This window comes from Pseudoalteromonas sp. Ld19 (assembly GCF_045064135.1).
GTDB classification, from domain to species: Bacteria; Pseudomonadota; Gammaproteobacteria; order Enterobacterales; family Alteromonadaceae; genus Pseudoalteromonas; species Pseudoalteromonas aliena.
On sequence record NZ_JBISHA010000022.1, the window covers coordinates 233,643 to 246,103 of the forward strand.

Annotated in this window: 12 protein-coding genes; 7 read left to right on the forward strand and 5 right to left on the reverse strand. The window is 39.9% G+C overall.

The window, feature by feature from the left end; genetic code table 11:
- Nucleotides 1–86 precede the first annotated feature (86 nt).
- The 4 genes from gpmM to ACJJVZ_RS17945 all read left to right on the forward strand — a co-directional run bounded on the left by gpmM (nt 87) and on the right by ACJJVZ_RS17945 (nt 4,901).
- Complete coding sequence (gene gpmM / locus ACJJVZ_RS17930; protein WP_273047985.1) at nt 87–1,631, forward strand: 2,3-bisphosphoglycerate-independent phosphoglycerate mutase; 1,545 nt, start codon at nt 87–89, stop codon at nt 1,629–1,631.
- Between the two features lie 3 nt (nt 1,632–1,634).
- Nucleotides 1,635–2,774 (forward strand): murein hydrolase activator EnvC family protein, encoded by a 1,140-nt coding sequence (locus ACJJVZ_RS17935; protein WP_405602449.1) that lies wholly within the window; start codon nt 1,635–1,637, stop codon nt 2,772–2,774.
- Between the two features lie 34 nt (nt 2,775–2,808).
- Entirely contained in the window at nt 2,809–4,065 is a 1,257-nt protein-coding gene (locus ACJJVZ_RS17940; protein ID WP_405602451.1) for a S41 family peptidase, read from the forward strand.
- 68 nt (nt 4,066–4,133) lie between these two features.
- The gene (locus tag ACJJVZ_RS17945) at nt 4,134–4,901 is read left to right on the forward strand and encodes a divergent polysaccharide deacetylase family protein (RefSeq protein WP_405602702.1); all 768 of its coding nucleotides are present in this window, start codon (nt 4,134–4,136) and stop codon (nt 4,899–4,901) included.
- A 276-nt stretch (nt 4,902–5,177) separates the two neighbouring features.
- Here the strand turns inward: ACJJVZ_RS17945 and ACJJVZ_RS17950 are convergent, their stop codons facing one another.
- From ACJJVZ_RS17950 to ftsY, 5 genes are all read right to left on the reverse strand, one after another.
- On the reverse strand, nt 5,178–5,690 hold the full coding sequence (locus ACJJVZ_RS17950) for a ClbS/DfsB family four-helix bundle protein (protein WP_405602453.1): 513 nt from the start codon (nt 5,688–5,690) through the stop codon (nt 5,178–5,180).
- A 181-nt stretch (nt 5,691–5,871) separates the two neighbouring features.
- Nucleotides 5,872–6,735: an RNA polymerase sigma factor RpoH gene (rpoH, locus tag ACJJVZ_RS17955; RefSeq protein ID WP_077536880.1), complete on the reverse strand. Its 864-nt coding sequence runs from the start codon at nt 6,733–6,735 to the stop codon at nt 5,872–5,874.
- 297 nt (nt 6,736–7,032) lie between these two features.
- Complete coding sequence (gene ftsX, locus ACJJVZ_RS17960; protein ID WP_405602455.1) at nt 7,033–8,019, reverse strand: permease-like cell division protein FtsX; 987 nt, start codon at nt 8,017–8,019, stop codon at nt 7,033–7,035.
- Nucleotides 8,016–8,693, reverse strand: coding sequence for a cell division ATP-binding protein FtsE (gene ftsE, locus ACJJVZ_RS17965; protein WP_405602458.1), 678 nt, complete (start codon nt 8,691–8,693; stop codon nt 8,016–8,018). Before ftsE ends, ftsX begins: the two co-directional genes overlap by 4 nt.
- Before the next feature lie 85 nt (nt 8,694–8,778).
- Complete coding sequence (ftsY, locus tag ACJJVZ_RS17970; protein ID WP_405602460.1) at nt 8,779–10,776, reverse strand: signal recognition particle-docking protein FtsY; 1,998 nt, start codon at nt 10,774–10,776, stop codon at nt 8,779–8,781.
- A 207-nt stretch (nt 10,777–10,983) separates the two neighbouring features.
- Here ftsY and rsmD point away from each other — a divergent pair, with 207 nt between their 5' ends.
- The 3 genes from rsmD to ACJJVZ_RS17985 all read left to right on the forward strand — a co-directional run bounded on the left by rsmD (nt 10,984) and on the right by ACJJVZ_RS17985 (nt 12,416).
- Nucleotides 10,984–11,589 carry a 16S rRNA (guanine(966)-N(2))-methyltransferase RsmD gene (gene rsmD, locus ACJJVZ_RS17975; protein ID WP_273050039.1) on the forward strand — a complete coding sequence of 202 codons (606 nt, stop codon included), beginning with the start codon at nt 10,984–10,986 and terminating at the stop codon, nt 11,587–11,589.
- A 145-nt stretch (nt 11,590–11,734) separates the two neighbouring features.
- Complete coding sequence (gene rpsU, locus ACJJVZ_RS17980; RefSeq protein ID WP_002957797.1) at nt 11,735–11,950, forward strand: 30S ribosomal protein S21; 216 nt, start codon at nt 11,735–11,737, stop codon at nt 11,948–11,950.
- Between the two features lie 19 nt (nt 11,951–11,969).
- A complete protein-coding gene (locus tag ACJJVZ_RS17985; protein ID WP_193154916.1) occupies nt 11,970–12,416 on the forward strand; it encodes a GatB/YqeY domain-containing protein in 447 nt (148 codons plus the stop codon).
- The last annotated feature ends 45 nt before the right edge of the window (nt 12,417–12,461 follow it).

A 12,461-nucleotide genomic window follows, 5' to 3' on the forward strand; every position in this document is an offset into this window, starting at 1 on the left:
TTTTAATATGCTGTTTTGATTGCTGATTCTAGCTACAAAACACGGTATGCTAAAGCCAGACAGGTGTTAATTATTCAGGAACTATTATGACAGAACATAAAAAACCACTGGTATTAATGATTTTAGATGGTTGGGGATATCGCGAAGATGAGCAAAGTAACGCTATTTTAGCAGCAAACACGCCGGTATTAGACAATTTATGGGCTACACGCCCACACACATTAATTTCAGCTTCGGGTTTTGATGTTGGTCTTCCTGATGGACAAATGGGAAATTCAGAAGTTGGCCATGTAAATTTAGGCGCTGGACGTGTCGTTTATCAAGATTTCACTCGTATTACTAAAGCAATTAACGATGGTGAATTTGATTCAACGCCTGCACTTGTTGAAAATATAGATAAGGCTGTAAAGGCAGGCAAAGCAGTTCATATTATGGGGTTATTAAGCCCTGGCGGCGTACATAGCCACGAAGATCATATAGTCGCAAGTATTGAACTTGCAGCAAAGCGCGGTGCAAAAAACGTATATTTTCACGCATTTTTAGATGGCCGCGACACACCGCCGCGCAGTGCCAAAACCTCTATCGAACGAATCGAAGCATTATTTAGTGAGCTTAAATGCGGCCGCTTAGCCTCGCTAATTGGCCGTTATTATGCAATGGACAGAGACAACCGTTGGAACCGCGTAGAAAAAGCGTATAACGTAATGACCCTAGGTGAGGGTGACTATAGTTATGACAACGGCGTTGCTGCTCTTGCAGCAGCTTACGAACGCGATGAAAACGATGAATTTGTCGCCGCTACAACCATCTCCCCAGAAGGCGCAACCCCAGTAACAATAAACGATGGCGACACTGTCATTTTTGCAAACTTTAGAGCCGACAGAGCTCGCGAAATTACGCGCGCTTTTGTTGAACCTAGCTTTGATGGCTTCACTAAAACAAAAACACCTAAACTTAGTGCTTTTGTAATGATGACCGAATACGCTGCTGATATTAATGCACCCGTTGCGTTTGGCCCTACGCCTTTAGTTAATGTTTTAGGCGAATGGTTTGAAAAAAATGGCAAAACACAGCTGCGTATTTCTGAAACCGAAAAATATGCCCATGTAACATTTTTCTTTAGTGGTGGCCGCGAAAACGAATTTGAAGGCGAAACACGCGAGCTTATCCCTTCGCCGCAAGTAGCAACATACGATCTACAACCTGAAATGAACTCAGAAATGTTAACCGATAAACTCGTTGAAGCAATTAAAAGTGGTAAATACGACGCTATTATTTGTAACTACCCTAACGGCGATATGGTTGGTCACTCTGGTGTATTTGAAGCTGCCGTTAAAGCCTGCGAAGCAGTAGACATTTGCATTGGCCGTGTTATCAGTGCACTTGAAGAGTTTGGTGGCGAAGCATTAATAACAGCTGATCACGGTAATGCCGAGCAAATGGCTAACCTTAAAACGGGACAAGCGCATACAGCACATACTAGCGAACCTGTACCATTTATTTATGTAGGTCGTGATGCAACCCCATCAGCAGATAAGGCATTGAGCGATGTAGCGCCCACAATGCTGCACTTAATGGGTATGAAGCAGCCAAGTGAAATGACTGGCACACCTATCATGACACTGAAATAACACATGAATAGACGCATTAATCTATTAATTCAATACACTTTAATACTTGCTTCATTGGCGACAGCTCCTGCTGTCGCTAATGAAGACCGTACTAAAAAGGACTTATCAGAAGTCCAACAGGCTCTTAACCAAAGCCAAGCCGAATACAATGAGCAACGTAAAAAAATTGCTAAATTACAAACAAGTCTCAAAAGCCACGAACTAGATATCGCTAAAAATGCTAAAGCACTGAATATGGCAGAACAAGCAGTTAAAAAAGCCCAACAGCAACAAAAGCAGCAGCAACAAAAAGCACAGCAGCTCGATGAAAAGCATGCCCAGTTTCAACGTATTTTAGCCGCACAATTAAAAAGTGCCTACATGGCTGGTGGCGATGACTACTCTAAAATGATGCTAAATCAAGAAGACACAGCTAAGTTTGAGCGTACACTTAGTTATTATAACTATCTAAATAAAGCCCGAATAAAGCAAATTGAAGAGCTAAAAGTACTGCAGCAGCAAATTGCCCAGAATCAAATTGAACTTGCAAAAACAGAGCAACAACTAATTGAGCTACATGACGAACAAAAACGACGTCAAACCGCATTAATTGCAGCCCAAAGTGATCGAAAAGCGAATTTTAACAACCTCAAAGCACAACTTAGCGGTACCAAAGATTCGATTAACTATTTAAAAGAAAACCAGCAAACCTTAATCTCGACTATCGAAGAACTCGAAAAAGAAAAAACACAAAAAATTGAATTGCTCGGCCTTAATAAAAGCAAAGGAAAACTAGATTGGCCAAGCAAAGGTAAGTTGCAGCACACATTTGGTCAACGAAAGCATGGCGGCATTGATTGGAAGGGAGTGCTGATTGGGGCTGTAGAAGGCGCTAATGTTAACAGCGTGCATAATGGTCAAGTGGTCTTTGCTGATTGGTTGAAAGGCTATGGCTGGGTGATTGTTGTAGATCATGGCGAAGGCTTTATGAGCTTATATGGACACGCACAAACGCTTCTCAAAGATGTTGGCGATATGGTGCGTGAAGGCGAAACGTTAGCCTTAGTTGGTCAAAGCGGCGGACAAGCAAATTCTGGTCTATACTTTGAAATACGCCACAAAGGACGCGCAGTAAATCCTGTAAAATGGTGCAGACGCATTTAATTGAATAAACCGCTGCGCCGCTCTGGAGCAGCTGATGATAAATAAAACCGCCACTACAAACCATTCAAAAACAATGTATGCAGGCTTGATAATGAGTCTGCTTTTATTTAGTTTTATTTTTTCATTTAGCCAGGCTCTAGCTAGCTCAGTAAAAGAATTAAAAAGCCAACAAATAGATGAGATTTTATTTAATATACACACCTATTACGTTGACGATTTGGCCTTACAAAACAGCCAACACATAGAATACAGCACTCAGCAATTTGAACGCTTGTACTCAAAACTCGATCCTTACTCCAAATACCTAGACGAGCATGAACTCACCGCTCTATTTAACAACACTAATGGCCACTATACGGGTCTTGGAATTGAAGTTAAAAGTATTAAAGACAAAATAACCATCGTAGACGTCGTAAGTAACTCTCCCGCCAAAAAAGCCGGTATTTTAGCCAGCGATATTATCATAAGTGTTAATAACGAAATCGTTGAAAATTTGACACTTGACGAAGTCGCCACACGAATAAGAAATAGCAACTTTAGTGATATAAACTTAACCGTACAACGCCAAACAAGTAAAGCTTATATATCTTTTAACGTTGCTCGAACACTAATAAATTTAAAAAGTGCTACAAGCAAAGTCTTAGATTCTGGCACTGGTTATTTAGCCATTCACACTTTTTCTAATAACACACTGCAAGAAGTTGCTTTGCAAATTACAGCAATGCAAAACTATTATGATGACTCACTTAAGGGGCTTGTTATTGATTTGCGAGATAACCCCGGCGGTACACTGCAAAGTGCGATTGCCGTATCTGATATGTTTCTACAAAGCGGCACTATTGTTACAACTAAAGGTCGCTTTTTTGATGCAAATAAAACTTTTTACGCTAAACGAGGTGATGTATTAAAAGGCGCCCCCATTGTAGTGCTGATAAATGAAAATTCAGCTTCAGCGGCTGAAATTTTAGCGGCGGCTTTAAAAGATAATAATCGTGCAACCGTTGTAGGAAATCAATCTTTTGGTAAAGGCTCTGTACAATCACTCATTCCCCTCGGTAATGGAGATACAGCCTTAAAACTTACCACCGCGAAGTACTTTACACCGTCAGGAAAATCAATTGATGGCGTAGGAATAACACCCGATGTGGCGATTAATCAAACAAACCTTTCACAAAACAATAAAGCCGTTATAATAAAAAACGAACAAACTAAAAGCACTCAGCAATTACCTGTAAGTAATCTAGCTGATTTGCAATTAGTTAAAGCAAAACAATTACTCAGCATGCAATAATATCGTTTTATTTAGAGCGACTTACTGAGCCTAAAGATAATAAAAATTATAAAGTGAAAACTATAAATATAAAAATAATAACATCATTTTTGTTGATATTTTACTTTGCATCAATAGATGTAAAGGCTAAACAAATAGCAATAGTGATTGACGATATAGGCTATCACCAACGGGACTTGGAATTTTTAACTCTGCCTGGGCAATTGTCATATTCAATTTTACCTCACACACCTTATTCACAAATTTTTGCAACGCTTGCTAGCCAATCAAATAAAGAGTTATTACTTCACGTCCCTATGCAGGCGCTAAATGATAAAGAGCTAGGCCCAGGCGCACTTACACTAAATATGACTAAAGAGCAGCTTCAGCAAACGCTAGGCACAGCTTTAGCGAGCTTGCCACAAGTTAAGGGGGTTAATAATCATATGGGCTCAGCACTTACGCAACAAAGCCAAGCCATGAAGTGGACTATGGAGGTTCTCAAAAAACGTCATTTATATTTTTTAGATAGTCGCACTACTGATTTAAGCCAAGCTCAAAATGCCGCTAACTTTTTAGGTGTAGCCAATATTAGCCGCCAAGTATTCTTAGACAACATAACCACTGCAGAACAATTACAACTGAGGTTTGATGAGTTAAAACAGCAAGCCACTAAGCATAATTTTGCTATTGCAATTGCTCACCCCTACCCAGAAACAATTGCCTTTTTACGCAAAGTATTGCCACAACTATCAGAGCAAGGTTTCGAACTTGTGCCAGTTTCACAGCTGGTCGAACATAAATATATTCAACTCGCACAGGCCGAGGGCAAAAGAATAAGTGCTAGGACTCGTTGACCTTTCGTGATTGATTTTGCAGCAGGCTGTTTGGTTTTAGGCAAGGCAGAGCCTATGTCGTGTGGTTACTCCCCATAAATAGGCGATAACGCAGCATAAATGCCAAACCTCGCGCCGCGATTAAATCGCCCCAGATTGAACAAATTTCAATCCACAAAGGTCAACACGCCCTAGGTAAAGTTGAGTGAAATAATGTAGCAAGCAATAAGTGAAAATAAAAAAATAACACTTAAAAGGTACTGAATATTTAAATTTTAAATATCATACGATCTACTGCTATATTTGATTGATTTTCTTAAACCGCCTCACTTTTATGCGCATGTTTTTCATGGGTGAAGATGTATTTAGCTGGATCATTTTACCTAGCGTATATTTTTCATACCAAGCAGTGTCATAAAGACTATGATTATCTAAGGACTCTATAAGCGATAATATTTTAGCTATTGTCACTTTAAACTCTAAAATCAAATGACTATATGACCAGCTTTTAAACTGTGATTGAAAGCATTGAGCCAATTGACCTAACTCATTCCATTTATACCCAGTCTCTGGAAAATCAACATCAGAACCTTCTGACTTTAATTGGTGCCACTTTAACACTAGCTGGCCCCAACCAATAAGGTAAGCGAGTGTATCTGCAACATTAATTATCGCTCCTTTAACATTACCCTCGATACCATTTTTATGTGCATACTCTTTTGGAATTGATAAGTAATCTTCAAGTATTTTTTCAGAGTTTAGTTTTATCGCTTGATACAATTCATCTTTATTTGTAGGCACTGATGACATTGTGAAACCCTCCTATGTAATAGCACATTTAAAAATCGAAAAAATTAGCGGGTCGCTATAGTTTATGCGCACCTGCTCAGCTTATTTCAACTGACTTTACTGCCTCAAAGCAACCTATACAAAAACAAAAAAGCCCCGCATTTTCATGCAGGGCTTTTAAAATTTGTTGCTCAAATCACTATTAGCTCATAGCGCTTTGTAGCTTTTTCATCGCTGTTTTTTCAAGCTGACGAACACGCTCAGCAGATACGCTGTACTTTTGTGCAAGCTCTTGAAGAGTTGCCTTGTCGTCAGACAACCAACGTGCACTAACAATGTCTTGCGAGCGTTCATCGAGTGTTTTAAGGGCGCTAAATAAACGCGTATGCGCCTGTTCTTTCCACTGTTGTTGTTCAACATCATCAGCTAAATCAGCTGCGCCGTCGGTCAAGTATTGTACAGGTGAATAAGTACTTGTTGGTGCGTTATCGTCATCATCACCAGTTAAGTCAAAGCCCATGTCTTGGCCGCTCATACGCGATTCCATTTCACGAACTTCTTTTTCACTTACACCTAACTCGCTTGCCACAGTGCTCACTTCAGCTTGGTTAAACCAACCTAAACGTTTTTTGTTTTTGCGCAGATTAAAAAATAATTTACGTTGTGCTTTAGTCGTTGCAACTTTAACAATACGCCAATTTTTAAGCACGAACTCATGAATTTCTGCTTTAATCCAATGCACTGCAAACGATACTAGACGAACACCTACGGTAGGGTCGAAACGCTTTACCGCTTTCATCAGGCCAATGTTGCCCTCTTGAATTAAGTCTGCTTGTGGCAAACCATAACCCGAGTAGCTTTTAGCAATATGCGCTACAAAACGTAAATGCGACATAATGAGTTGCTTTGCAGCACTAAGATCGCCTTCTTCCTGAAGCCTCTTGGCAAGCTCTTGCTCTTCTTCAACTTTAAGCATAGGGATAGTGCTTACCGCTTGAAGGTAACCGTCCATGCTTGCGCTTTGTTGTCCGACTGTAAGTGCCATTGCGTATAAATCTTTACTCATTTTTCACCTCGGTGATAAACATTTGAAACCATCTTAGCACTCTTTACCTAAGAGTGCTAACCCCAATTTAAAACTTTTTTAGAATCATAAATCAAGAGGTTTTTAGCGTTGTCTAAGTCTACTATAAGCGACTGAATAAGTGATGAATTAAGGCACTGTAAGGGCTTAACCTTAGCGCAGCACATCGTTTACAACTCATTACTTAAAATGGAGAATAGTACAAAATTATGACAGTTTTAATAATGGGAGGTATAACCCAGCTCAACAACATACGCATATCGAGCTGGGTTGGTTCACTTATACTTTGTCAGGTTCTATTTCTTTAATATAACGATTTACAGAAAGGTATGAGCCAATAAAGCCTAAGCTTGTTGCAAGTAAAACCAAAAATCCAAATTCTTTTAATGACAAGCCAATCAACGAAAAACTAGTTTGATAAACCCCTGCAACAGTACTTACGGCAGAAGATAGCCACCACATCATCAAAGCCACCGATACAAAAGCGAATAACCCGCCAATAACGCCATACCAAATACCAGTCCATAAAAATGGCGCATGAATAAATGTATTGGTAGCCCCTACCAGTTTCATTACTTGTATTTCTTCTTTTTTATCCATAATAGATAAACGAATAGTATTACCAATAATAAGCGTAACCGAAGTCAATAATAGTAGCGTGATTGTTATTACACTTTCTTTTAGTAAGCTAAGGAGTGCATTTAAACGCTCTAACCAAGCTATATCTAGCTTACCAAAATCAACCTCACGCTCATTTTCAAGCTTGGTTAAAAGCGCTTTAGCTGCGTTAGGTTGACTATGGCGCTTAGTTGGCGTTATAAGCACAACATCAGGAAGTGGATTACTATCTAAGTACTCTAACGCTTGCCCAAACCCTGACACATCTTTAAATTCTGTCAGCGCTTGCTGCTTTGAAATAAACGTCACACTTTCAATTTCTGGGTAAAGTGCCAGTCGTTTAACTAAGGTTTGTGTTTGTTGCTCGTTCATTGTTTCTTTTACAAACAATGATATTTCGCTCGCTTCTTCAAACCCACTACTGACTTGTTGAACATTTTTAACCACTAAATAAAGTGTGGCGGGTAGTGTTAAGCTCAACCCAAGCACGGCAATTGTCATCAAAGATGCCAAAGGGGTTCGCCACATTTCACCGAGACTATGCACGCCTTGGCGAAAAATATTAATAATAAAAAAGTAACCGCCAGCCAAGATAGATTTTTTTTGCTTTTCGTTTTTATTATGGCGACCTTTAAACAGTAAGCTCATAATGCCCCCTCAGCTAAGGGGTCTTGAAGCATTCGCCCCTCTTTTAAGGTTAAACTTCTGTATTTCATGCGCGCAACCAAACCTAAATCGTGTGTAGCAATAAGCACCGTTGTACCGTGTTTATTAAAGTCTTCAAATAATCGCAAAATTTCCATTGAAAGCTCAGGATCCAAATTACCAGTCGGCTCGTCGGCTAATAAAATTGGCGGAGAGTTTACAATAGCACGAGCAATACCAACACGTTGCTGCTCGCCTCCTGAAAGCATAGACGGGTGACATTTTATTTTATCAATTAAACCCACCTTATCGAGAGCAGCATGAACACGCTTTGAAATTTGGTTATGGTGAGTACCTTCAATGATTAATGGTAATGCTACGTTATCAAATACGCTATAGCGCTCTAATAAACGATGATTTTGAAAAATAATGCCAATATCACGACGAACATAAGGAACTTGGCGTGAGTTAACCTTATTTAAATCAACACCGTTAATAAATACATTACCCGCTGATGGGCGCTCCATTAAACTAATCAACTTTAATAACGTACTTTTACCCGCCCCACTGTGGCCGGTTAAAAACGCCAGTTCACCTTGTTTGATATGAAAATTAACTTTTTCGAGAGCGCGATGCCCTCCTGGATATGTTTTACTTACTTGCTGAAAATGTATCATTTTTTATTATGCCAACTTCATCAAAAACACAAATGCAATTGGTATTCCTCGCAATTAAAAAGGGAGCAAGCTCCCTTTTGGTAAATTAAACGTCGTCCTCATCTTGGCTAAATAGCGCATCAATAAAGTCGTCACTCTTAAAAGTGCGTAAATCATCAATGCTTTCGCCAACACCAATATAACGAATTGGGATATTAAATTTATCAGCCACAGCAAAAATAACACCGCCCTTTGCCGTCCCATCAAGTTTTGAAAGAGTAATGCCCGTTAAACCAACACATTGATTAAACAAATTCACTTGGTTGATAGCATTTTGACCTGTTCCAGCATCTATTGTTAACATCACTTCATGCGGCGCATCTGGGTCTATTTTTTTCATTACACGTGCTATTTTTTCAAGCTCTTGCATTAAATTATCTTTATTTTGCAAGCGACCCGCTGTATCGGCGATTAACACATCAATCTTACGAGCTTTGGCTGCTTGGAATGCATCAAAAACAACAGACGCGCTATCAGCACCTGTGTGCTGTGCAATAACAGGAATACTATTGCGCTCTCCCCATACCTGTAATTGTTCAACGGCTGCGGCTCTAAATGTATCACCGGCAGCCAACATAACTGACTTGCCTTCACTTTGAAATTGCTTAGCTAGTTTACCTATAGTGGTTGTTTTACCTACACCATTTACGCCCACCATTAATATAACAAACGGCTTTTTATCAACAGGTATAACTAAAGGCTGCTCTGCAGTTTTGAGCATGGTTGCCATTTCTTGCTTCATCAGTTCATAAAGCGCATCACCATCTTTTAGCTGCTTACGATTTGCGCCATCAGTTAATCGATCGATTAACTTCATGGTAGTGTCAACACCTAAATCGGCAGTTAATAGTTGGGTTTCAAGTTCTTCAAATAAATCATCGTCTATTTTTTTGCCGCTGAATATTGATGCAAACCCAGAACCAATATTGAGACGAGTTTTTAACAGACCTTTTTTAAGACGAGAGAAAAACCCTTCTTTTTTAGGTTTATCTGCTTGTTCAGCCGTAATACGTGCTTGCTCTAAACGATCGCTTTCTGCTTTTTCGGCCTCAATACGCGCTTGCTCTAAACGCTCGTTCTCTGCTTGTTCAGCTGCAACACGCGCTTGCTCTAAACGAGCGTTCTCTGCTATTTCTGCAGCAATACGTACTTGCTCTAAACGAGCGTTCTCTGCTTTTTCAGCCTCAACACGTGCTTGCTCTAAACGAGCGTTCTCTGCTTGTTCAGCGGCAATACGTGCTTGCTCTAAACGATCGTTCTCTGCTTGTTCGGCTGCAATACGTGCTTGCTCTAAACGAGCGTTCTCTGCTTGTTCAGCTGCAATATGTGCTTGCTCTAAACGCTCGTTCTCTGCTTGTTCAGCGGTAATAGGTGCTTGCTCTAAACGATCGTTCTCTGCTTGTTCAGCGGCAATACGTGCTTGCTCTAAACGATCGTTCTCTGCTTTTTCGGCTGCAAAACGTGCTTGCTCTAAACGATCGTTCTCTGCTTGTTCAGCTGCAACACGTGCTTGCTCTAAACGATCGTTCTCTGCTTTTTCAGCTGCAACACGTGCTTGCTCTAAACGATCGTTCTCTGCTTGTTCAGCTTCAACACGTGCTTGCTCTAAACGCGCATTCTCTGCTTGTTCGGCTGCAATACGCTCTCGCTCAAGGCGCATTTGCGTTTCTTGTTCAGCTAAACGATGTTGTTGCTCTAATTGTTGTGCTTGGGCATCAGCTTGCTCTTTTGCCAATAACTCTGCATGTGCTTGTTCAATAGCGTGCTTTTCAGCTTCAACACGTGCTTGATCTAAACGCTCAACCTCTGCTTTTTCAGCCTCAACACGTGCTTGTTCTATACGCTCAGCCTCTGCTTTTTCAGCTTCAACACGTGCTTGTTCTAAACGCTCAACCTCTGCTTTTTCAGCTTCAACACGTGCTTGCTCTAAACGCTCAGTTTCTTGTTGTTCGGCCAACGTTTGTTGGTTATTAGTTTCTTTTGTTTGTTTTTCATCTGACTTACCAAAACCTAACCAAGACAGGAATTTACTTTTTTTTGCCATACTTGCTAATAACCACTTATAAAAATCTGATAAACTAAAATTTGAAAATAGCTTGGAAATGCTCAGCAATATTTGCCAGCCAAACAACCGTTCAAAACATAAGTGTTAAATAGTAACACTTTTAATGCGGTTGAAAAATGAAGCTATACGTAATCTACTGTAATATTATCTGAGCTAGATCCCAGATACCATTTTTTAGTGAGCTAAATGAGAAATAAAACAGCGAAAAATAAAGACACCAACACATCGAGTGATGGCTTTATTAGAGTTATAAGTGGTCAATTTCGAGGTCGAAAGCTTCCAGTAAAAGACGTACAAGGTCTTCGCCCGACCACAGACCGCATAAAAGAAACAGTCTTTAATTGGTTAATGCAAGATACACGAGATACAAACGTGCTCGATTGCTTTGCCGGCTCCGGCGGTTTAGGCTTTGAAGCATTATCTCGCTTTGCTAAGAGTGCTACTCTTATTGAGCTTGATTCATCAGCCGCAAAACAGCTTGAGCAGAATATAACGACGTTGAAATTGCAAAATGCGCACGTAAAAAACACAAACACATTATCGTTTTTGGAACAAAAAAATCTAAATGCCCCTTTTGATCTTGTCTTCGTTGATCCCCCTTTTCATAAAAACTTAGCCCAAACTAGCTGTGCTTTTTTAGAAAAAAATCAATGGCTCAACTCAAAATCTTTAATTTATGTTGAAGTAGAAAGTGACTTAAAGTCATTTGAAGCGCCCAGTAACTGGTTGTTACTTAAAGAAAAGAAAGCTGGACAAGTATTCTGTAGGTTGTATCAGCGCCAAGCAAATTAAAACTATTTTACATGATGCGTTTCTGTTAATATTGTCCTTTACATGTGGTGTTGCTTCGGATTACAATACCGCACCATTTTTGAACCACTTGATCAATGTTTGATCAACTTGAGCAACGCTCATAATTTAGGTAGGTGAATTTTTAATGCCAGTAATTAAAGTAAGAGAGAACGAACCGTTTGACGTAGCACTTCGTCGCTTCAAGCGTTCATGTGAAAAAGCAGGAATCCTTTCAGAAGTTCGTCGTCGCGAGCACTATGAAAAACCAACAGCTGAGCGTAAGCGTAAAAAAGCTGCTGCTGTTAAGCGTCACATGAAAAAACTTTCTCGTGATAACGCTCGCCGCGTTAAATTATACTAATATATTAGGTCTTGTATAAATGAGCCTTTTAATAACGCTAAAAGATGCGCAAAAAGATGCGATGAGAGCTAAAGACAAACAACGTCTTAACCCTATTCGCATGGTACTTGCTGCAATCAAGCAACGTGAAATTGACGAGCAAATAACACTAGACGACGCAGACATTACCTCCGTTATAGTGAAGCTTGTTAAACAACGTCGTGACTCTTACACTCAGTACAAAGATGCTGGGCGTGATGATTTAGCTGATATTGAAGCCAATGAAATAGTAGCGCTTGAAACTTTTTTACCTCAACAATTGAGTGAAGAAGAAATAATTGCTCTCATTGACACGGCTATTGCTGATACTAACGCAGCAGGTATGCAAGACATGGGTAAAGTAATGGGTATAATCAAAAGCAAAGCTGAAGGTCGCGCCGATATGGGCAAAATCTCTGGTTTAATTAAGCAACGATTAACTGCCTAATACGCCCACATACATTATAGTATGATTGAAGTAAACCGAGCCTTG

Bases quoted from the DNA above. Each gene is read 5' to 3' on its own strand.
- rpsU (WP_002957797.1), top strand. From the start codon at position 11,735: ATGCCAGTAATTAAAGTAAGAGAGAACGAACCGTTTGACGTAGCACTT.
- ftsE (WP_405602458.1), bottom strand. From the start codon at position 8,693: ATGATACATTTTCAGCAAGTAAGTAAAACATATCCAGGAGGGCATCGC.
- ACJJVZ_RS17950 (WP_405602453.1), bottom strand. From the start codon at position 5,690: ATGTCATCAGTGCCTACAAATAAAGATGAATTGTATCAAGCGATAAAA.
- ftsY (WP_405602460.1), bottom strand. From the start codon at position 10,776: ATGGCAAAAAAAAGTAAATTCCTGTCTTGGTTAGGTTTTGGTAAGTCA.
- ACJJVZ_RS17940 (WP_405602451.1), top strand. From the start codon at position 2,809: ATGATAAATAAAACCGCCACTACAAACCATTCAAAAACAATGTATGCA.
- rpoH (WP_077536880.1), bottom strand. From the start codon at position 6,735: ATGAGTAAAGATTTATACGCAATGGCACTTACAGTCGGACAACAAAGC.
- ftsX (WP_405602455.1), bottom strand. From the start codon at position 8,019: ATGAGCTTACTGTTTAAAGGTCGCCATAATAAAAACGAAAAGCAAAAA.
- ACJJVZ_RS17935 (WP_405602449.1), top strand. From the start codon at position 1,635: ATGAATAGACGCATTAATCTATTAATTCAATACACTTTAATACTTGCT.
- ACJJVZ_RS17985 (WP_193154916.1), top strand. From the start codon at position 11,970: ATGAGCCTTTTAATAACGCTAAAAGATGCGCAAAAAGATGCGATGAGA.
- rsmD (WP_273050039.1), top strand. From the start codon at position 10,984: ATGAGAAATAAAACAGCGAAAAATAAAGACACCAACACATCGAGTGAT.
- gpmM (WP_273047985.1), top strand. From the start codon at position 87: ATGACAGAACATAAAAAACCACTGGTATTAATGATTTTAGATGGTTGG.